General features: G+C 70.3%; 19 protein-coding genes. 6 read left to right on the top strand and 13 right to left on the bottom strand.

Annotation, left to right across the window (positions count from 1 at the left end; translation table 11 throughout):
- Positions 1–59 precede the first annotated feature (59 nt).
- The 13 genes from ABZ464_RS12915 to ABZ464_RS12855 form a co-directional block, all read right to left on the bottom strand.
- Positions 60–998 carry a glutaminase gene (locus tag ABZ464_RS12915; RefSeq protein ID WP_359275089.1) on the bottom strand — a complete coding sequence of 313 codons (939 nt, stop codon included), beginning with the start codon at positions 996–998 and terminating at the stop codon, positions 60–62.
- A 47-nt stretch (positions 999–1,045) separates the two neighbouring features.
- Positions 1,046–2,458: an aspartate ammonia-lyase gene (gene aspA / locus ABZ464_RS12910; protein WP_359275086.1), complete on the bottom strand. Its 1,413-nt coding sequence runs from the start codon at positions 2,456–2,458 to the stop codon at positions 1,046–1,048.
- Positions 2,459–2,784: 326 nt separating this feature from the next.
- Entirely contained in the window at positions 2,785–3,801 is a 1,017-nt protein-coding gene (locus tag ABZ464_RS12905) for an asparaginase (RefSeq protein ID WP_359275083.1), read from the bottom strand.
- A gap of 44 nt (positions 3,802–3,845) precedes the next feature.
- Positions 3,846–5,285 carry an amino acid permease gene (locus ABZ464_RS12900; RefSeq protein WP_359275080.1) on the bottom strand — a complete coding sequence of 480 codons (1,440 nt, stop codon included), beginning with the start codon at positions 5,283–5,285 and terminating at the stop codon, positions 3,846–3,848.
- Complete coding sequence (locus tag ABZ464_RS12895) at positions 5,282–5,959, bottom strand: FadR/GntR family transcriptional regulator (protein WP_359275077.1); 678 nt, start codon at positions 5,957–5,959, stop codon at positions 5,282–5,284. The genes ABZ464_RS12900 and ABZ464_RS12895 overlap by 4 nt, the downstream gene beginning before the upstream one ends.
- Positions 5,960–6,129: 170 nt before the next feature.
- Positions 6,130–6,966: an undecaprenyl-diphosphate phosphatase gene (locus ABZ464_RS12890; protein ID WP_359275074.1), complete on the bottom strand. Its 837-nt coding sequence runs from the start codon at positions 6,964–6,966 to the stop codon at positions 6,130–6,132.
- An 88-nt stretch (positions 6,967–7,054) separates the two neighbouring features.
- Complete coding sequence (gene crcB, locus ABZ464_RS12885; protein ID WP_359275071.1) at positions 7,055–7,414, bottom strand: fluoride efflux transporter CrcB; 360 nt, start codon at positions 7,412–7,414, stop codon at positions 7,055–7,057.
- Positions 7,411–7,791, bottom strand: a complete 381-nt coding sequence (locus tag ABZ464_RS12880; RefSeq protein ID WP_359275068.1) for a DUF190 domain-containing protein — start codon at positions 7,789–7,791, stop codon at positions 7,411–7,413. Before ABZ464_RS12880 ends, crcB begins: the two co-directional genes overlap by 4 nt.
- Positions 7,788–8,243, bottom strand: a complete 456-nt coding sequence (locus ABZ464_RS12875) for a CrcB family protein (protein WP_359275066.1) — start codon at positions 8,241–8,243, stop codon at positions 7,788–7,790. The genes ABZ464_RS12880 and ABZ464_RS12875 overlap by 4 nt, the downstream gene beginning before the upstream one ends.
- A gap of 44 nt (positions 8,244–8,287) precedes the next feature.
- Entirely contained in the window at positions 8,288–9,256 is a 969-nt protein-coding gene (locus tag ABZ464_RS12870) for an SMP-30/gluconolactonase/LRE family protein (protein ID WP_359275063.1), read from the bottom strand.
- Positions 9,257–9,365: 109 nt separating this feature from the next.
- Positions 9,366–9,653 (bottom strand): helix-turn-helix domain-containing protein, encoded by a 288-nt coding sequence (locus ABZ464_RS12865; RefSeq protein ID WP_359275060.1) that lies wholly within the window; start codon positions 9,651–9,653, stop codon positions 9,366–9,368.
- Between the two features lie 228 nt (positions 9,654–9,881).
- Positions 9,882–11,450, bottom strand: a complete 1,569-nt coding sequence (locus ABZ464_RS12860; protein ID WP_359275057.1) for an arabinogalactan endo-1,4-beta-galactosidase — start codon at positions 11,448–11,450, stop codon at positions 9,882–9,884.
- Positions 11,451–11,552: 102 nt separating this feature from the next.
- Complete coding sequence (locus ABZ464_RS12855) at positions 11,553–13,574, bottom strand: beta-galactosidase (protein ID WP_359275054.1); 2,022 nt, start codon at positions 13,572–13,574, stop codon at positions 11,553–11,555.
- Between the two features lie 200 nt (positions 13,575–13,774).
- Between ABZ464_RS12855 and ABZ464_RS12850 the strand changes: the two genes are divergently transcribed.
- The 6 genes from ABZ464_RS12850 to ABZ464_RS12825 all read left to right on the top strand — a co-directional run bounded on the left by ABZ464_RS12850 (position 13,775) and on the right by ABZ464_RS12825 (position 18,980).
- Positions 13,775–15,094, top strand: coding sequence for an extracellular solute-binding protein (locus ABZ464_RS12850; protein WP_359275051.1), 1,320 nt, complete (start codon positions 13,775–13,777; stop codon positions 15,092–15,094).
- Positions 15,094–16,068 (top strand): sugar ABC transporter permease, encoded by a 975-nt coding sequence (locus tag ABZ464_RS12845; RefSeq protein ID WP_359275049.1) that lies wholly within the window; start codon positions 15,094–15,096, stop codon positions 16,066–16,068. The genes ABZ464_RS12850 and ABZ464_RS12845 overlap by 1 nt, the downstream gene beginning before the upstream one ends.
- Positions 16,065–16,970, top strand: a complete 906-nt coding sequence (locus tag ABZ464_RS12840) for a carbohydrate ABC transporter permease (protein ID WP_359275046.1) — start codon at positions 16,065–16,067, stop codon at positions 16,968–16,970. Before ABZ464_RS12845 ends, ABZ464_RS12840 begins: the two co-directional genes overlap by 4 nt.
- Entirely contained in the window at positions 16,967–17,998 is a 1,032-nt protein-coding gene (locus tag ABZ464_RS12835; RefSeq protein ID WP_359275045.1) for a LacI family DNA-binding transcriptional regulator, read from the top strand. The genes ABZ464_RS12840 and ABZ464_RS12835 overlap by 4 nt, the downstream gene beginning before the upstream one ends.
- Before the next feature lie 150 nt (positions 17,999–18,148).
- A complete protein-coding gene (locus tag ABZ464_RS12830) occupies positions 18,149–18,499 on the top strand; it encodes a VOC family protein (protein ID WP_359275042.1) in 351 nt (116 codons plus the stop codon).
- A gap of 88 nt (positions 18,500–18,587) precedes the next feature.
- Complete coding sequence (locus ABZ464_RS12825; protein ID WP_359275038.1) at positions 18,588–18,980, top strand: MarR family transcriptional regulator; 393 nt, start codon at positions 18,588–18,590, stop codon at positions 18,978–18,980.
- Positions 18,981–19,143 lie beyond the last annotated feature (163 nt).

The raw sequence follows: 19,143 nt of genomic DNA, 5'->3' as shown, positions 1-19,143 counted from the left end.
TCCCGGGTACCTGGACCGGTGCGGACCGGCGTCGGCCCCGCCCCCGTAACCGCCCGGGCTCAGAACACCGACAGCCCCGTCAGGGTCGTGAAGCGGTCCAGGGCCGCCACGCCCGCCACCGAGTTGCCGCGTTCGTCGAGACCGGGGCTCCATACGCACAGGGTGCAGCGGCCGGGGACGACCGCGATGATGCCGCCGCCGACCCCGCTCTTGCCGGGCAGACCGACGCGGTAGGCGAAGTCCCCGGCCGCGTCGTAGGTGCCGCAGGTCAGCATCACCGCGTTGACCTGCTTGGCCTGGCTGCGCGTCAGCAGCCGGGTGCCGTCGGCGCGGATGCCGTGCCGGGCGAGGAAGGTGGTGGCGAGGGCCAGGTCGGCACAGGACGCGGTGAGCGAGCACTGGCGGAAGTACTGGTCGAGGAGGGCCGGCACCGGGTTGTCGATGTTGCCGTAGGACGCCATGAAATGGGCGAGGGCGGCGTTGCGGTCGCCGTGCGCGGACTCGGAGGCGGCGACCTCCTCGTCGAAGTCGAGCGCCGGGTTGCCGCTCTCGGCGCGCAGGAAGGCGAGGAGTTCCCCGGACGCGTCCGCGGTACGGGTCTGGAGGCGGTCGGTGACGACGAGGGCGCCCGCGTTGATGAACGGGTTGCGCGGGATGCCCTGCTCGTACTCCAGCTGGACCAGGGAGTTGAAGGGGTTGCCGGAGGGTTCGCGGCCCACGTGTTCCCAGAGCTCGTCGCCCTCGCGGGCCAGGTCGAGGGCGAGGGTGAAGACCTTGGTGATGGACTGAGTGGAGAACGGCTCGCGCCAGTCCCCCACGCCGTACACCGTGCCGTCGAGCTCGGCGACGGCCATGCCGAAGCTGCGGGGATCGCGGGCCGCGAGCGCCGGGATGTAGTCGGCGGGCCGGCCGCGGCCCGGGGTGTGCTCCATCTCCTCGGCGATGCGCTCCAGGACCGGCTGGAAGGCGAGGGACGACGTCGTTGTCATGATCACCATTGTGCCTCCGGGCCGGTCCTGGTGCGTCACCGCAGGTCAGGAAGGGGTCACAGCTGGGGTGCTCCGCTGCCGGCCAGGACCTCGGGGCGCAGCAGGCCGGCGAGCCGCTCGGCGGGCAGCAGGCCCTTCTCCAGGACGAGTTCGGCGACGCCCCGGCCGGTGACGAGGGCCTCCTTGGCGATGTCGGTGGCCGCGGTGTACCCGATGTGCGGGTTGAGGGCGGTGACCAGGCCGATGGAGTTCTCTACGGTCGCGCGCAGGGTCTCGGTGTTGGCGGTGATGCCGTCGACGCAGCGCTCGGCCAGGGTGAGGCAGGCGGCCCGCAGATGCGTGATGCTCTCCGACAGGGAGTGCAGGATGATCGGCTCGAAGGCGTTGAGCTGGAGCTGTCCGGCCTCGGCGGCCATCGTGATGGTGACGTCGTTGCCGATCACCTCGAAGGCGACCTGGTTGACGACCTCGGGGATCACCGGGTTGACCTTGCCGGGCATGATGGACGATCCGGCCTGTACGGGCGGGAGGTTGATCTCGCCGAGGCCCGCGCGCGGACCGGAGGACAGCAGGCGCAGGTCGTTGCAGCTCTTGCTCAGCTTGACCGCGATCCGCTTCAGCACGCCGGACATCTGGACGAACGCGCCGCAGTCCTGGGTGGCCTCGACCAGGTTGGCGGCGGTGACCAGGGGCAGGCCGGTGATCTCGGCGAGGTGGCGGCGGGCGGACTCGGCGTAGCCGGCGGGGGCGTTGAGGCCGGTGCCGATGGCCGTGGCGCCGAGGTTGATCTCATGGATCAGCTGGACGGCCTCGTCAAGACGGTTGCGGTCCTCGTCGATCATGACGGCATACGCGGAGAACTCTTGACCGAGCGTCATGGGGACCGCGTCCTGCAACTGTGTACGGCCCATCTTGAGCACATTGCGGAACTCGACGGCCTTGCGGCCGAAGGAGTCCTGCAGTACAGCCATCGCCTTGAGCAGTCCACGCACCGCGAAGACCGTCGCGATCTTGACGGCGGTCGGGTAGACGTCATTGGTGGACTGGCCGAGGTTGACGTCCTCGTTGGGGTGCAGGTACTGGTACTGCCCCTTCTCGTGGCCCATGAGCTCCAGGGCCCGGTTCGCCACGACCTCGTTGGCGTTCATGTTGGTGGACGTGCCGGCGCCGCCCTGGATGACGTCCACGACGAACTGGTCGTGCAGCCTGCCCTCGCGGATCTCGCGGCAGGCGGCGACGATCGCGGCGGCCTTCTCGGGCGCCAGCAGGCCGAGTTCCTCGTTGGCGAGGGCGGCGGCCTCCTTGACGGCGGCGAGCGCGTTCACGAGGTGCGGGTAGGCGGAGATGGTGGCGCCGGTGATGGGGAAGTTCTCGGTGGCGCGCAGGGTGTGGACGCCCCAGTACGCGTCTGCGGGGACGTCCCGGTCTCCGAGCAGGTCGTGTTCGCTGCGGGTGGCTGCGGCGGTCATCGGGTGCGGGTCCTCTTTCTGAGGGTGGTGAGGGTGAGGGGGGAGCCTGCGACGGCGGGTGGGGCGGGGGCCGGCTCGGACGGAACGGGGTGGGTCCGCCCGAGCCGGCCGGAACACCGGCCCGGTGGTGACCGGACCGGCGGTTCGGGGGCCGGCGGCATGGATGCGTCCGCCGGAGCGACGACCGGCCTCGCGGGGCCGTCCGTCGCGCGGGTCGGCGGCCGGCCGCGTGGACCCGGCGTCGCACGACCGCGGCAGGCTGTCGCAGGACCGGGTCCGGCCGTCCGCCGGTGGCCACCGCGCACACTCGGTGGCCACCGGAGTCGTCAGGCGCAGGCGCGGGCGGTCACCGGGTCCAGCGCCCGTACCGGGCGGACCGCGCCGACCGGTTCGCCGCCGCCGAGCAGTGCCTCGCCCGCGAACTCCGTGAGGAGGGCGGGGTCGACGCCCGCGCGGGCGAGGGCGGCCGCGGCGACCGGGATCCGGGCCCGGTTCGCGCCGTCGGAGATCTTGACGGCGACGGCCCGGCCGTCCGGGAGGGCGGCGACCTCGACGCCTTCGAAGCCGTCCTTGGCGAGCAGGCCGGGGACGGCCCGCATGAGGGCGGCCACGTCCCGGCCGGTGCCGGAGGCCATCTCGGCGTGGTCGCGCATGGCGTCCGCGACCCGGGCCTCGGGGGTGCCGGGCACCGCGGTGGTGATGCGGGCGGCGGCCCGGGCGAGGCCGTGCAGGGAGACGGAGAAGAGCGGGGCGCCGCACCCGTCGACGGTGACCCGTGCGATCCGCTGTCCGGTGAGGTCCTCGACGATCTCCGCGATCGCCTGCTGGAGCGGGTGCTCCGGATCGAGGTATCCGTCGAGGGACCAGCCGTTGAGCTTGCAGGTGTACAGCATGGCCGCGTGCTTGCCGGAACAGTTCTGCGCGAGACGGGAGGGCGCGCGGCCCTCGCGTATCCAGGTGTCGCGGACCGCCGGGTCGTACGGCATGTCCGTGACGTTGCGCAGGTCGTCCTCCGTGACGCCGGCCAGCTCGAGGATCCGCCGGGTCCCGGCGAGGTGGCGTTCCTCGCCGGAGTGACTGGCGGCGGCGAGCGAGAGCAGCTCGCCGTCGAGCGGCAGTCCGGCCCGCAGCATCGCGACCGCCTGGACGGGCTTGAGCGAGGAGCGCGGGTAGAAGGCGGCCTCGATGTCGCCGAGCTGGAAGTCGACGTCACCGTTCGCGCCGAGGACGACGACCGAGCCGTAGTGGACGCCCTCGGTCATTCCGCCTCTGACGAGGTGGGCGACGGGCGCGTGGAGGGGTTCGCGGATCACGGGGGCGTCCGCGAGGGAACTGCTGTTCATCACTGCCTGGATCACTTGGGGGTTGTCGTGGGCCGGCGCCGGGTTCATGCGTCGGCCTTGGCCGAGGTGCGCGCGAGGTTGCGGCGGATGGCGTACCAGCCGGCGACGAGCGCTCCGACGATCAGCGGCAGGCACAGCACGGTGGTGCGTCCGGCGCCGCCGTCGGCGTACATGAGGACCAGGACCGAGGCGAGGAAGAACAGGGTCACGAGTTCGGTCCAGGGGGAGCCCGGGAGCTGGTAGTCCGGGCGGGTCAGCTCGCCCTTCTGGGTCTTCTGCCAGAAGAGGAGGTGACAGATCATGATCATGCCCCAGGTGGAGAGGATGCCGATCGCCGCGAAGTTCAGGACGATCTCGAAGGCGTCCGCCGGGACCACGAAGTTGAGGCCGACGCCCAGGACACAGATACCGCTGGTGAGCAGGATGCCGCCGTACGGGACCTGGGTGCGGCTCATCTTCGCGGTGAACTTCGGGGCGGAGCCGTTGACGGCCATGGAGCGCAGGATGCGGCCGGTGGAGTAGAGACCGGAGTTCAGGGAGGACATGGCCGCCGTGAGGACGACCAGGTTCATCACACCGCCGGCCGCGGGGACGCCGATGTTGGACAGCACGGTGACGAAGGGGCTCTCGCCGGCCGTGTACTTGTTCCACGGGAGCAGCATCGACAGCAGGACGACAGAGCCGACGTAGAACAGGCCCACGCGCCACATGATCGAGTTGATCGCCTTGGGCATGATCTTCTCGGGGTTCTCGGTCTCACCGGCGGCGACGCCGACCAGCTCGACGGAGGCGTAGGCGAAGACGACGCCCTGGATGATCAGCAGCATGGGCAGCAGGCCGTTGGGGAAGACGCCGCCGTTGTCCGTGATCAGGGAGGGTCCGGGGGTGGTGCCGTCCACCGGGTGCTGGGTGACCAGCAGGAAGATGCCGATGCACATGAAGATCACCAGGGCGCTGACCTTGACGATGGCGAACCAGAACTCCAGTTCGCCGAAGATCTTCACCGAGATGAGGTTCACGGCGAGGACCACGGCCAGGGCGATCAGGGCGATCACCCACTGGGGGATGTCGGAGAACATGCCCCAGTAGTGGGTGTAGGTGGCCACCGCGGTGATGTCGGCGATGCCGGTGGTGGCCCAGTTCAGGAAGTACATCCAGCCGGCCGTGTACGCGCCCTTCTCGCCGAGGAACTCCCGGGCGTACGACACGAAGGCGCCGGAGGACGGGCGGTACAGGACGAGTTCGCCGAGCGCGCGCACGACGAGGAACGCGAAGACGCCGCAGACGGCGTACGCGACGAAGAGGGAGGGCCCGGCGTCGGCGAGCCGGCCGCCCGCGCCGAGGAAGAGTCCGGTGCCGATGGCACCGCCGATGGCGATCATGTTGACGTGCCGGTGCTTCAGCGACTTGCTGTAGCCGTGGTCTCCGGCGTCGATGTGACCGGACGAGGGGCGCGTCTCGTCTTTGAGGTGCTGTTCGCTCACGCCTCGGGTCCGCCTTCCAGGGGAGTGCTCGTGCCAGGGGAGCGCACGATGTCGGTGAGGGTCGTCTCGACGCGGTCGAGGTGATGGCTCATGGCCTGAACCGCGTCGTGCTCGGAACCGTCGATCAGCGCCTCGACGATGGCCCGGTGCTCGCGGTTGGACTGCTCGCGCCGGCCGCCCAGCTCGTTGAGGAAGGCCGACTGACGCGCCAGTGCGTCCCGGATCTCCTCGATGACCCGGCGGAAGACCGGGTTCTGGGCGGCCTCGGCGACGGCCAGGTGGAAGAGGGTGTCCATCGCGACCCACGCGGTGGTGTCCGTCTCCCGTTCCATGCGGTCGAGCAGATGGGCCAGGTGGTCCAGGTTCTCCGGGGTGCGGCGCTGTGCCGCGTACCCGGCGACCGGGATCTCGACGTGGCGGCGCACCTCCAGCAGGTCGCTGGCCGCGTAGTCGCCGAAGGTGGGGTCCTCGACGGTGTTCGCGATCACGAAGGTGCCCTTGCCGGTCTTGGCGACCGTCAGGCCCATCGTCTGCAGGGCGCGCAGCGCCTCCCGCAGTACGGGCCGGGACACCTCGAGGGTGCGGCAGAGCTCCGCCTCGGAGGGGAGCTTGTCGCCGATGGCGTACTCGCCGCGCTCGATGGCGCCACGGAGGTGGCCGAGAACCGCTTCCATGGCGCTGACGCGCCGCGGTGCCGAACCACCTGTCTGGCTGTCTGACAGGTTCACGGGAGAGATGTTCCGGTTTACGTACGGGTGATGTCAAGGGCCCTGAAATGAAAAATGCAGCGGGCGGGGAGTCTGAATTGAGACTTCCCGCCCGCCGGTGATCGACCGCCCGGAGATCAACTGCTGAGTACGCCGGTGCCCAGCAGGCCGAACAGCAGGACGCCGACGACGATCCGGTAGATCACGAAGGCGTTGAAGGAGTGCTTGGCGACGAACTTCAGCAGCCAGGCGATGGAGGCGTACGCCACCACGAAGGAGACGGCCGTGCCGACGGCCAGCGGGGCGGCGCCCGCGCCGGTGCCGAGCGCGTCCTTCAGCTCGTACAGGCCCGCGCCGGTCAGGGCGGGGATGCCGAGGAAGAAGGAGAGCCGGGTGGCGGCGACGCGGTCCAGGTCGAGCATGAGCGCGGTGGACATGGTGGCGCCGGAGCGGGAGAAGCCGGGGAAGAGCAGCGCGAGGATCTGGGAGCTGCCGACCAGCATCGCGTCCTTGAACGAGGTGTCGTCCTCGCCCCGCTTGTGCCGGCCCATCTGGTCGGCCGCCCACATCACACCACTGCCGGCGATCAGCGAACCCGCGACGACCCAGAGGGAGGCCAGCGGGCCCTCGATGAGCGGCTTGGCGGCGAGGCCGACGACGACGATCGGGATCGTCGCGTAGATCACCCACCAGGCGAACCTGTAGTCGTGGTGGACGCGCTCCTCACGGTGGCGCAGCCCCCGGAACCAGGCCGACACGATCCGCACGATGTCCTTGCGGAAGTACACCAGCACGGCGGCGATCGCCCCGACCTGGATCACCGCGGAGAACCCGACGACCGCGTCGTCGTCGACCGGGATGTGCATCAGGCCCTCGGTGATCTTCAGATGACCGGTGGAGGAGACGGGGAGGAACTCGGTCACTCCCTCGACGGCTCCGAGGACGACGGCTTGGCCGATGGAGATGGCGCTCATGGAATCCAGTTCTGGGTGGGTCGACAACGGCGAGGGACAGTCCTACCAGGGGATCACTGGCAGCCGGGGCACGGCGGACCGGCCGGGGTCACACCGCCTGGCCTATCGCGACCCCGGCGAACGCGGCCCCGAGGCCCGCCACCAGACTCCCGAGGATGTTGGCGGCAGCGTAGAGTCCCGCGCCGCTCTCCGTCAGCCGCAGCGTCTCGTACGAGAACGTCGAGTACGTCGTCAGCGCCCCGCAGAAGCCCGTGCCCAGGAACAACCGCAGGTCGGGGCCGAGGGAGGCGGCGCCGGTCAGGGTGCCGAGGATCAGACAGCCGGTCACGTTGACGACGAAGGTGCCCCAGGGGAACACCGAGTCGTGCCGGGACTGCACCGCGCGGTCGGTGAGATAGCGCGCGGGCGCGCCGATCATGCCGCCCACGACGACCACCAGCCAGTTCACAACGAGTTCTTACCCTTCGCGTCCGGTTCGTCCTGCTTCCGGTCGCGGTCCGCGAACCGGACGACATGGCACTCGTCCAGGACGACCAGTCCGTCCGTGACCAGCTCTTCGAGGTGCGGCAGGAAGGCGTGGACGCGCTCCTCGGTGTCCACGATCACGACCGCGACCGGGAGGTCCTCGCTGAGCGAGAGCAGCCGGGAGGTGTGGATCATGGAGGAGGCGCCGAAGCCCTCGATGCCGTGGAAGACGCTGGCGCCGGCGAGACCGGCCGTGTGGGCGCGGTGGACGATCTCCGTGTAGAGCGGTCTGCGGTGCCAGGTGTCGTTCTCGCCGACGAGGACGGTCAGGCGCAGGGCGTTGCCGGTGAGACGGGTCATCGCGGCCTCCGGCCGAGGAGACGACGTGTCGTGGTGGCCGCGGCCCACACCGCGCCGAGCGCGGCGGCCAGGGTCGCGGCGAGGTAGGCGAACGCGGCGCCGGGGCGGCCCGCGTCGACCAGCCGCTGGATGTCGACGGCGTAGGTGGAGAAGGTGGTGAAGCCGCCGAGGACGCCGGTGCCGAAGAAGGGGCGCACCAGCCGGTGCACGGTCAGCACCTCGGTGACCAGCACCAGGAAGACGCCGATCACCGCGCAGCCGACGACGTTCACCCAGAAGGTGGTCCAGGGGAAACCGCCGGTGGCCGTGGGCCACCACAGCGCGGCCGCGTAACGGACGGTGGCGCCGATGCCGCCGCCGACCGCGACCACGGCGACCACCGGGAGCTGACCGGTCCCGGTGGTCCCGCGCGGGGTGCTGGTGCGGAGGCTCTCGGCCTCGGGGGCTGACATGTCGCACCAGCGTATCGCCGTCCCCCTGGCTCGAGGACGCCGTCCTACTTCGTCGGCGGCGCCTCGCAGACGGCGATGCCGGGCTCCCGGAGGCTGCCGAGGACCAGTCGGCCGCCCGTCTCGCAGACGCTGGTGACCATGCGGTAGCCGGAGCGGCGGCGGCTGAGGTGTTCGAGGATGCGGCCGTCGTCGTCCACCGCGAGGACGCCGACCGTGCCCGAGGGGCGGTACGGCGCGCGCAGGGCCGCGCGGGCGGCGCGGCGGCGTACGGCGGGGCGGGCGCGGTGGAGGAGGTCGAGCGGGGGGACGCGCGGACCGGCCAGGGCGACCCGGATCGGGCCGTCGGGGGCGCCGCGCCACAGGTTGTCGGGGTAGCCGGGCAGGTTCTCGACGAAGGGTTCGGCCTGTCCGGCGCGGGGGCCGGTGAGGTGGAAGCGGGTGAGGCGGCGGGCGCCGGTCTCGGCGACGACGAGGAACGAGTCGTCGGCACTGCGGGCGATCCCGTTGGCGAACTGCAGCCCCTCCAGGACGATCTCGGCGTCGTCGGCGCCCGGTTCGAGGCGCAGCAGCCGTCCGGTGCCGGTGTGTTCGACGAGGTCGCCCATCCAGTCGCGCAGCGGGTGGACGCGGTTGGAGACGGTGAAGTAGACCGTGCCGTCGGGCAGGGCGACCACGTTGCTGCAGAAGCGCAGCCGCTCCCCCGCAGCCGTCTCGGTGAGGACGCGGACGTTGCCGGGGCCGCGCTCGGGGTCGACGCGCAGCAGGGCGCCCTCGGCGTCGCACACCAGCAGGTCGCCGTCGGGGAGGAGTTCGAGGCCGAGCGGGCGGCCGCCGATCTCGGCGACGCATTCGACGCGGGCCGTGGACGGGTCGTCCAGCCCGTCGATCCGCAGGATCCGTCCGTCGGCCACCCCGGTCAGCACCCGTCCTCGGGGGTCGGCCACGACGTCTTCGGGGCCGTGCCCGGGGAGCGTGACGTACCTGATCGGAACGAGGGCCGTCCGACGGTCCATGGGGGTCCGCCCTTCCTGGAGGAGGCGGCCATCCTCGCAGGCGGGGAGGGCGTCGGCAGGCCGCAGCCGGGTACCTTTGCCGGGGTTTTCCGGAAACGGTTCTCCGCCCTCACCATCCCTTCTCGAACATGCGCGCCACCTCGGCGATGCGCATCTCGTCGCGCCGGTAGTAGAGGCGCCGCCTGATGCGTGTGGCGCGCAGCAGGCCGATGCGGGTGAGCAGGGCGAGGTGGGTTTCGGCGGTCTGGCGGGGCACGCCGAGTCTCGCCGCGATCGCGTCCGCGGTGACGCCGTCCTCGACGAGGTCGCCGTGTCGCTGGGGCGGGAAGTGCCGGGCCGGCTCCTTCAGCCATTCCAGGATGTCCAGTCGCCGCTCGCCGACGGAAGTCCTCAGCATCGTCGTCCCCCTCCGTCCGGGCCTCCTCGTGCCGTGTCGTCCACTCTTCCGCAGTCGGGGCTGCCGTGTCCCGGACTCGGCGAGCCTTGGCCGGGATCGAACAGCCTTGCTCTGCAGGGGCGTTCGGACGGGGAGGGCCGTCGGCGACGCGCGAGGGCCCGGCCGCGGGGTGCGGCCGGGCCCCTGCCCCTGGTTCACCGGGTCATGGGGTCGCGCGAGTCACGGGGGTCAGCGGTGGCTGAACCACGCCGTCGAGGACAGCGCCTTGTCGTCGTAGCCGAACAGGGCCTGGTTCTCCCAGCCGTTGCCGGAGGTGGCGTCGGTCGGGTCCCAGCCGTTGCCGGTGACGGCGGTCCAGGTCGCCTCCCAGTAGAAGACGCCGAGTCCGCGTCCGTTCGGGACGGCCTCCACGATGTTCGCGACGGCGTTCATCCAGGCGAGCTGGCCGGCCGCGGTGGCCGGGTAGCCGGTGACCAGCTCACCGGTGGTGTCGATCTGGTTGGTGAGCGAGTCGTCGCTGTCGAGACGGAAGGGGTAGGCCGTCTCGGCGATGAACACCGGCTTGGAGTAGCGCGAGGCCACGTCGTCCAGAGTGGTCTGGGCGGCGGCGAGGGAGCCGTGCCAGTAGCCGTAGTACGACAGACCGATCACGTCGTAGTTGATGCCGTACGTCTTGGCGTTGTCGAACCACCAGCGGACGGTGGCGTCGTCACCGGCGTTGGCGAGGTGCAGGGCGACCTGGGTGCCGGAGGAGACCGCCTTGACCGCGCTGTAGCCGGAGTTGATCAGCCCGGCGAGCTGCGACCAGTTGTCCGTGGAACCCTCGGACCACAGCATGCCGCCGTTGATCTCGTTGCCGACCTGGACCATGTCGGCCGTGGTGCCCTGGGCCTTCAGCGCGTTGAGCACGTCGTACGTGTGGTTGTAGACGTCCGTCTTCAGCTGGCTGTAGGAGTGGCCGGACCAGGCGGCGGGCTTGGTCTGCTTGCCGGGGTCGGCCCAGGTGTCCGAGTAGTGGAAGTCGACCAGCAGCTTCATGCCGGCGGCCTTGATCCGCTTGGCCATGGCCAGGACGCGCGTCTTGTTGTTGTAGCCGTCGGCGGGGTTCACCCAGACCTTCAGGCGCGCGTAGTTCATGCCGGCGTTCTTCAGGATGGTGACCGCGTCGCCGGTGGTGCCGGAGCTGGTCTTGTAGACACCGCCGAGGGCCTCGCTCTTGGCGAGGGAGGAGATGTCCGAACCCTTGATGGACAGTCCGGTCGATCCCGACGTGAAGGTCAGGTCGTCAACATTGATCCAGTTGCCCGCGTTCGCGTCACTGTTGACGCTGATGGTGCACTGGCTGTTCGTCACATTGATCGACGTGACGATCCGCACCCAGCTGCTCGTCGACACCGGCAGATCGGTGCGCTGTTCCGAACTGCCGCAGTTCTTCAGCGCGATGTAGGCGGAGTTCTGGCCGCCGCCGGAGCGGACCCAGGCGGTGAGGGTGTAGTTCCCGTTGGTCAGCCCGGACAGGTATTGGTACGTCTCCACCTTGTAGGCGGTGGACGCCCAGTGGGTGAGGCGGTAGCTGCCGGCGTGGCCGCCGGACTCGGTGAAGGAGGCGGCGCTCTGCCCCGCCGCCGAATAGGTGGACCAGCCCGTGGGGGTGGCGGTGCCGGTGCCGTCGGACTCGAAGCCGCCGTTGGTGAGCGTGCTCGCGGCCTGGGCGGTCTGCGCGGGCAGGGCGGTGAGGGCGAGCCCCGCGACCAGCGGCAGGAGCAGGGCTCTGAGGGTGCGTCTGGGATGGAACATCGTCGTCCGTCGTCCCTTCGACGTTGGGGTGGGATCCCTCGGATGAGGGAGAGACCCCCTCCGCCCGCGGCTCGCGGCTCCACGGGCGGAGGGGGAGTCGGCTCAGCCGTCGAGTCGGACGACCCGTACGGCCCCCGCCGGGACCGCGAGGCGGCCGGCGGCGCGTTCGCCCGTGAGCAGCTCGGTGCCGGACGTCTCCAGCGGCACCTTGGCGTCGGTGGCGGTGTGGTTGATCGCGAAGAGGTAGCTGCCGGTCTCCCCGGAGCGGCGCACGACCTCGACGTCGTGGGGCAGGTCGGCGCGCGGGGCGAGGCGCGCGTCCTCGGCGGCCCAGCCGAGCAGGGCGTCGAGTCCCTCGTGGCCGAGGCGGGTGGAGACGTACCAGGCGGTGCCCTCGCCGAGGCCGTGCCGGGTGACGGCCGGGTGGCCGGCGGTGAGGCCGTCGGCGTACGTCCAGACGGTCTCGGCGCCGCGCGGGACGACGAACTCGGTCCACACGTCCCCGCCGAGCTCGGAGCCGTCGGGACCGGTCAGCCGTACGCTCTGGTCCGCGAGCAGCGGGGAGAACTCCTCGACGGTCAGGCCGAGGACGTCGCGCAGCACGCCCGGGTAGGCGCCCTCGTGGACGGAGTCGTGCTCGTCGACGATGCCGGAGAAGTACGACACGACGAGGGTGCCGCCGTTCTCGACGTACTCCTTGAGGTTGTTCCCGGCCGCCTGAGTCATCAGGTAGAGCGCGGGCACCACGACCAGGGGGTATGGCGACAGGTCGGCCTCGGGGTGGGCGAAGTCGACGGTGAGGTGGCGGTCGTAGAGCGCCTCGTAGAAGGCGTCGGCGCGCTCCCGGGCGTCGTGGTCCTCGCTGGGGCGCCAGGCGAGGTTCTGCGCCCACCAGGAGTGCCAGTCCCACAGCACCGCCACGTCGGCCTCGGTGCGGGTGCCCCGGATCGTGGCCAGGGAGTCGAGCGAGGCGCCGAGCTCGACCACCTCGCGCCACACGCGCGTGTCGGTGCCGCCGTGCGGGACCATCGACGAGTGGAACTTCTCGGCGCCGCGCCGGGACTGCCGCCACTGGAAGAACATCGCGCCCTCGGAGCCGCGGGCGACATGGCCGAGGGAGTTGCGGGCCATCTGGCCGGGGGCCTTGGCGGGGTTGCGGGGCTGCCAGTTGATGCCCGAGGTGGAGTGTTCGAGCAGGATCCAGGGGGCGCCGCCCGCGACGGAGCGGGTGAGGTCGGCGGCCATCGCCAGGTTGACGTGGGTGCGGCGGCCGTCGGTGATGAGGTAGTGGTCGTTGGTGACGATGTCGACCTCGCGGCCCCAGGCCCAGTAGTCGACGGAGTCGCACTGGCTGAGGGCCGTCATGAAGTTGGTGGTGACCGGGACGCCGGGTGCCAGACGGTGCAGGATGTCCCGCTCCGCCACGAAGTTCTCACGCATGGTGGCGTCGGCGAACCGCTTGTAGTCGAGGGCCTGGCCCGGGTTGCCGACCGTGGGGGTGGCGCGCGGCGGGTTGATGTCCTCGAGGCTCGCGTAGCGCTGGCCCCAGAAGGCGGTGCCCCAGGCCGCGTTCACCGCCTCGACGGTGCCGTACGTGGTCGCGAGCCAGCGGCGGAAGTGGGCGGCGCAGGAGTCGCAGTAGCAGGCCGAGACGGGGACGCCGTACTCGTTGTGCACGTGCCACATCTCGAGGGCCGGGTGGTCGCCGTAGCGCTCGGCCAGCTTGGTGGTGATGCTCGCGGCGGCCGCGCGGTAGTCGGCGTTGCTGTGACAGATGGCGCCGCGGGACCCGAACTCCAGGCGTACGCCCTCGGGCGTCACGGGCAGGGCGTCGGGGTGGGCGCGGTAGAACCACACGGGCGGCACGACGGTGGGGGTGCCCAGGTCGACGCGGATGCCGTTGTCGTGGAGCAGGCCGATGATCCGGTCCAGCCAGCCGAAGTCGTACTCCCCGGGTGAGGGCTCGAGCAGGGCCCAGGAGAAGATCCCGACGCTCACCATGGTGACGCCGGCCTCGCGCATCAGGCGGACGTCCTCCTGCCAGACGCTTTCCGGCCACTGCTCGGGGTTGTAGTCCCCACCGAAGGCGAGCCTGGTGAGGCCCTTGGGGGTGGTCTCCGGCATGGATGTCTCCCGTTTAATCGATCATTTGGGAACGTGCACACACGGTGGCGCCGTTCGGAGCCCAACATAACCGCACAGCAACAACCATTGACAAGTGTCCAGGATGTTTCTCTACTGTGAACGCTCACAGAGCACACAGCACACCGCGCATGGCCGGTTTGCTTCCAATGCCTTCAGGCCCTTGTCAGGGGAGAACACCCATGCAGTTCACGATGCGCCGCCGCCTCGTGGCCACGTCCGTCGCCGTCGCCCTCGGTGCCACCACTCTCGCCGCCTGCAGCTCCGACTCCGACGGCAAGGACTCGGCCGACTCCGGCCCGGTCTCCCTCACCTACTGGGCCTGGGCGCCGGGCATGGACAAGGTGGCCGCGATCTGGAACAAGGAGCACCCCGAGATCCAGGTCACCGTGAAGAAGCAGGCCTCCGGCGATGAACTGGTCACCAAGATCATCACGGCTGCCAAGGCCAAGAAGGCCCCCGACCTGGTGCAGGCGGAGTACCAGGCGCTCCCCACCCTGGTCAGCAATGACGTCCTCGCCGACATCTCGGACGAGGCGAAGGACGCCAAGGACAAGTTCGCCTCCGGCGTGTGGCAGATGGTCACCCTCGGCACCGACAGCGCCTACGCGATCCCCCAGGACTCCGGGCCGCTGATGTTCTACTACCGCGAGGACCTCTTCAAGAAGTACAAGCTGACCGTCCCCACCACCTGGGACGAGTTCGCGGAGACCGCCCGCAAGCTCAGGAAGGCGGACTCCTCCAAGGCCCTGACCACGTTCTCCGCCAACGACTCCGGTCTCTTCGCGGGCCTCGCCCAGCAGGCCGGCGCGAAGTGGTGGACCACCGAGGGCCAGAAGTGGAAGGTCGCCATCGACGACAGCGCCACCAAGAAGGTCGCCGACTTCTGGGGCGGTCTGGTCGAGGAGGGCGCCATCGACAACCAGCCGATGTACACCCCGGCCTGGAACAAGGCGCTCAACACCGGCCGGCAGATCGCCTGGGTCAGCGCCGTCTGGGCCCCCGGCGTGCTGACCACCGCCGCCCCCGACACCGCGGGCAAGTGGGCGATGGCGCCGCTGCCGCAGTGGAGCGCGGGCGAGAGCGCCACCGGCAGCTGGGGCGGCTCGTCCACCGGCATCACCAACGACTCGAAGCACAAGGAAGCCGCGGCCAAGTTCGCCACCTGGCTGAACACCGACGAGGAGGCCCTCGCCGCGATGGTGAAGGAGGGCGGCATCTACCCGGCCGCCACCGCCGCCCAGACCGGTGGCGCGCTGGCCGAGGCCCCCGCCTTCTTCTCGAACCAGCCGGACTTCTACACCAAGGCCGCCGAGATCGCGAAGACCACCGCGCCGTCCGCCTGGGGCCCCAACGTCAACGTGGCCTACACCACCTTCAAGGACGCCTTCGGCAAGGCCGCCAAGGCCAAGAGCAAGGCCGACTTCGAGTCGGCGCTGACCGCCATGCAGGACGACACCGTCGCCGACATGAAGAAGCAGGGCTTCGAGGTCTCCCAGTGATGTCCGGTACCACCCAGAACACCGGCAAGGCGGCGCACGGCTCCGGCCGTGCGCCCCGCGCCCGCGCCACCAGCGGCCGCGTACGGCGTGCCCCGTACGCCTTCCTCTTCCCCGCCGTCGTCCTGTTCCTGCTGTTCTTCGTCGCGCCCATCGGCTACGCGGTCTACCTCAGCCTCCGCAAGGTCGAGGTCAAGGGCCTGGGCCTCGGGTCAGGCGCCCGCCACGAGGCGTGGACGGGCCTGTCCAACTACACGGCGGCGCTCTCCGACTCGGAGCTTCTCCACGGTGCCCTGCGCGTCCTCGGCTACGGCGCGATCGTCGTCCCCGTGATGCTCGGCTCCGCGCTGCTCTTCGCGCTGATGCTGGACACCGACCGGGTGCGGCTCACCCCCTTCACCCGGCTGGCGATCTTCCTGCCGTACGCCATCCCCGGCGTGATCGCGGCCCTGCTCTGGGGCTTCCTGTACCTGCCGAGCGTCAGTCCGTTCTACTTCCTGCTCGACAAGGCGGGCCTGCCCGAGCCGAACCTGCTGGACGGCGGACCGCTGTTCATCGCCCTGTCGAACATCGCGATCTGGGGCGGCACCGGCTTCAACATGATCGTCATCTACACCTCGCTCCGGGCGATCCCGGCCGAGGTGTACGAGGCGGCGAAGCTGGACGGCTGCTCCCAGCTGCAGATCGCGCTGCGGATCAAGATCCCGATGGTGGCGCCCTCCCTGGTGCTCACCTTCTTCTTCTCGATCATCGCCACCCTGCAGGTGTTCGCCGAGCCGACCACCCTCAGGCCGCTGACCAACTCCGTCTCCAGCACCTGGAGTCCGCTGATGAAGGTGTACCAGGACGCCTTCGGCAACAACGACATCTACTCGGCCTCCGCCCAGGCCGTGATCATCGCCGTCGCCACCCTGGCCCTGTCCTTCGGATTCCTGCGCATCGCGAACGCCCGCTCCAAGCAGGAGGAAGCCCGATGAGTTCTCTTGCCGTCCGGAAGGCCGCCCCGGCGGCCGGCACCACCCCCGGCACCGCCCAGGGCCCGCCGCTGCGCCGCCGTATCGCCTTCGTCCCCACCCTCGTCCTGCTGCTCGGGGCCCTGTACTGCCTGCTGCCGGTCGCCTGGGTGGTGATGGCCGCCACCAAGTCGGGGAAGGAACTGTTCTCCACCTTCACCTTCCTGCCGGGCACGGGTTTCGCCGACAACGTCGCGGACCTGACCGCCTACCGCGACGGCATCTACTGGCAGTGGATGGGCAACTCGGCCCTCTACGCGGGCCTGGGCGCGCTGCTGTCGACCGCGGTCTCCGCCGTCTCCGGCTACGCCCTCGCCATCTACCGCTTCCGCGGACGCGAGACCGTCTTCAACATCCTGCTGGCGGGTGTGCTGATGCCGCCGGTCATCCTCGCCATCCCGCAGTACCTGCTGATGGCCAAGGCCGACCTGACGGACTCGTACGCCTCCGTGTTGCTGCCGCTGATCCTCTCTCCGTACGGGGTCTACCTCGGCAGGATCTACGCCGCCGCGGCCGTACCGGCCGACGTGGTGGAGGCGGGCCGGATGGACGGCGCCGGGGAGTGGCGGATCTTCGCGCGGATCGGGCTGCCGATGATGGTGCCCGGACTGGTGACGATCTTCCTGTTCCAGTTCGTGGCGATCTGGAACAACTTCCTGCTCCCGTACATCATGCTGAGCGACGACGAGAAGTTCCCCATGACGCTCGGCCTGTTCACGCTGCTCGCCCAGGGCAACAGCCAGCCGGCGCTGTACACCCTGGTCATCACGGGCTCACTGCTGGCGATCATCCCGCTCATCGCCTTGTTCCTGGTCATTCAGCGGTTCTGGAGCCTGGATCTGCTGTCCGGGGCCGTAAAGTCATGACCATGAGCAATGCGGGCGGCCGGCGCAGGCCGCCGACGATCCACGACGTGGCGCGGGAGGCAGGAGTCTCACGCGGCACCGTCTCCCGGGTGCTCAACGGCGGCCACTACGTCAGCCCCGCGGCGGCGGAGGCGGTCAACGCCGCCATCCGCAAGACGGGTTACGTCGTGAACCGGCACGCCCGCTCGCTGATCACCGGGCGTTCGGACTCGATCGGCTTCCTGCTGACCGAACCGCAGGAGAAACTCTTCGAGGACCCCAACTTCAATGTCCTGCTGCGGTGCTGCACCCAGGCCCTGGCCGCGCACGACATCCCGCTGCTGCTGATGCTGGCCGGCACGCAGGACGAGCGGCGCCGGATCATGCGCTACATCACCGCGGGCCACGTCGACGGTGTGCTGCTGGTGTCCAGCCACTCCGGGGACCCGGTCGCCGAGCAGCTGCGTGAGGCGGGCGTGCCCCTCGTCCAGTGCGGCAAGCCCATGGGGCCCGGCTCCAAGGTGAGCTACGTGGCGGCCGACGACCGGGACGGCGCCCGTGACATGGTGCGCCACCTGCTCTCGCTGGGCCGCCGCCGCATCGGGATCGTGAGCGGCCCGCTGGACACCCCCGGCGGTGTCGACCGCCTCGCCGGGTACAAGGAGGTGCTCACGGAGGCGGGCATCGAGATCGACGAGCGGCTCGTCGTCTCCGGCGACTACAGCCGGGCCAGCGGCGAGGCGGGCGCCGAACGGCTGCTGTCGCAGGCCCCGGACATGGACGCCGTGTTCGTGGCCTCCGACCTGATGGCCCAGGGCGCGCTGGCGGCGCTGCACCGGGCGGGTCGCAGGGTCCCCGAGGACGTGTCGGTGGGCGGCTTCGACGACTCCACCGCGGCGACGGAGGCCGTTCCCGCCCTCACCACGGTCCGCCAGCCCTACGACCGCATCAGCAACGAGATGGTCCGGGTGCTGCTGGCCCAGATAGGCGGCGAGGACCCGGCGGCGGTGATCCTGCCGACGGAACTGGTGAAGCGGGAATCGACCTGATGACGAAGGGGGCCGGTCGCTGCGACCGGCCCCCTTCGTCATCGGTCGGTCATCGGTCAGGATTCGAGAAGCGGCTCACCCCTCCCCCGCCCTAGCGTGAAACCACCGACGGAATCCCGTCGGGCCACGCACCAGCGAGGAGTGACCCCCATGACCACCACCGGTCTGCAGACGATCATCTACCCCGTCAAGGACGCCGACCGGGCGAAGGCCCTGTTCAGCGCGCTGCTGGAGGTCGAGCCGTACGCCGACGAGCCCTACTACGTCGGTTTCAAGGCCGCCGGCCAGGATGTCGGCCTCAACCCGAACGGCCACGCCCAGGGTCTGACCGGACCGGTCCCCTACTGGCACGTCTCCGACATCCGGGCGCGGCTCGCGGCCCTGCTGGAGGCGGGGGCCGAGGTGCTCCAGGACATCCACGACGTGGGCAACGGCCGGCTGATCGCCGCCGTGAAGGACCCGGACGGCAACCTGGTCGGACTGCTCCAGGACCCGTCGTAGGGCCTCTCTCGAAGGAACGGCACGAACTGCTTGCACCCGCACTAGTTGCACAGTCAACAAATGCCCGGATGGGTGTTACCGTGCGGGTATGGCAGCGAAGACGGCCGGGGCGGGCCTCGAGGAGCGGTGGCGGGACATCCTGTCGGTGCACGCGCGCACGATGTGCGAGATCGACCGCGCGCTGCACCCGCACGGCCTGGGTGCGAGCGACTTCGAGGTGCTCGACATCCTCGCCGCCGAGGCGCCCCGGCAGGGCGACCAGTGCCGGGTGCAGGACCTCGTCGGCCGGGTCCACCTCAGCCAGAGCGCCCTGTCCCGGCTGATCGGCCGGCTGGAGAAGGACGGCCTGGTGGAACGGACCGTCTGTATGGAGGACCGGCGAGGGGTGTACGTGACCCTCACCGGCAAGGGCCGTGACCTGCACACGGAGGTGCTGCCGTTGCAGCGGGACGTGCTGGAGCGGATGCTCGGCACCCCCTAGGGCCTGTCGTTTGGATCATGCCGCAGGACATCGACGGGGCTGTTCGGTGCCGGTGAGCGGGGTCTGGTGCGTGCAGCTGCAAGGCGGAGGAGGGCGTCGACGCGATGGGGGTCCCCCCGCTCGAGCGCAGCCGAGAGTGGGGGAGTCGGCAACCGACGACAAC

The sequence above is a fragment of the Streptomyces sp. NPDC005820 genome, from assembly GCF_040630255.1.
Taxonomy (GTDB): Bacteria; Actinomycetota; Actinomycetes; order Streptomycetales; family Streptomycetaceae; genus Streptomyces.
Note: the sequence above shows the minus strand (reverse complement) of the source record. Positions and strands in the feature narration are given on the sequence as shown.

What these genes read in the sequence shown, in the direction of transcription:
- ABZ464_RS12865 (WP_359275060.1), bottom strand. Translation starts at nt 9,653, where the DNA reads ATGCTGAGGACTTCCGTCGGCGAGCGGCGACTGGACATCCTGGAATGG.
- ABZ464_RS12875 (WP_359275066.1), bottom strand. Translation starts at nt 8,243, where the DNA reads ATGTCAGCCCCCGAGGCCGAGAGCCTCCGCACCAGCACCCCGCGCGGG.
- aspA (WP_359275086.1), bottom strand. Translation starts at nt 2,458, where the DNA reads ATGACCGCCGCAGCCACCCGCAGCGAACACGACCTGCTCGGAGACCGG.
- ABZ464_RS12915 (WP_359275089.1), bottom strand. Translation starts at nt 998, where the DNA reads ATGGTGATCATGACAACGACGTCGTCCCTCGCCTTCCAGCCGGTCCTG.
- ABZ464_RS12890 (WP_359275074.1), bottom strand. Translation starts at nt 6,966, where the DNA reads ATGAGCGCCATCTCCATCGGCCAAGCCGTCGTCCTCGGAGCCGTCGAG.
- ABZ464_RS12880 (WP_359275068.1), bottom strand. Translation starts at nt 7,791, where the DNA reads ATGACCCGTCTCACCGGCAACGCCCTGCGCCTGACCGTCCTCGTCGGC.
- ABZ464_RS12830 (WP_359275042.1), top strand. Translation starts at nt 18,149, where the DNA reads ATGACCACCACCGGTCTGCAGACGATCATCTACCCCGTCAAGGACGCC.
- ABZ464_RS12860 (WP_359275057.1), bottom strand. Translation starts at nt 11,450, where the DNA reads ATGTTCCATCCCAGACGCACCCTCAGAGCCCTGCTCCTGCCGCTGGTC.
- ABZ464_RS12850 (WP_359275051.1), top strand. Translation starts at nt 13,775, where the DNA reads ATGCAGTTCACGATGCGCCGCCGCCTCGTGGCCACGTCCGTCGCCGTC.
- ABZ464_RS12855 (WP_359275054.1), bottom strand. Translation starts at nt 13,574, where the DNA reads ATGCCGGAGACCACCCCCAAGGGCCTCACCAGGCTCGCCTTCGGTGGG.
- ABZ464_RS12835 (WP_359275045.1), top strand. Translation starts at nt 16,967, where the DNA reads ATGACCATGAGCAATGCGGGCGGCCGGCGCAGGCCGCCGACGATCCAC.
- ABZ464_RS12870 (WP_359275063.1), bottom strand. Translation starts at nt 9,256, where the DNA reads ATGGACCGTCGGACGGCCCTCGTTCCGATCAGGTACGTCACGCTCCCC.
- ABZ464_RS12895 (WP_359275077.1), bottom strand. Translation starts at nt 5,959, where the DNA reads ATGGAAGCGGTTCTCGGCCACCTCCGTGGCGCCATCGAGCGCGGCGAG.
- ABZ464_RS12845 (WP_359275049.1), top strand. Translation starts at nt 15,094, where the DNA reads ATGTCCGGTACCACCCAGAACACCGGCAAGGCGGCGCACGGCTCCGGC.
- ABZ464_RS12825 (WP_359275038.1), top strand. Translation starts at nt 18,588, where the DNA reads ATGGCAGCGAAGACGGCCGGGGCGGGCCTCGAGGAGCGGTGGCGGGAC.
- ABZ464_RS12905 (WP_359275083.1), bottom strand. Translation starts at nt 3,801, where the DNA reads ATGAACAGCAGTTCCCTCGCGGACGCCCCCGTGATCCGCGAACCCCTC.
- ABZ464_RS12840 (WP_359275046.1), top strand. Translation starts at nt 16,065, where the DNA reads ATGAGTTCTCTTGCCGTCCGGAAGGCCGCCCCGGCGGCCGGCACCACC.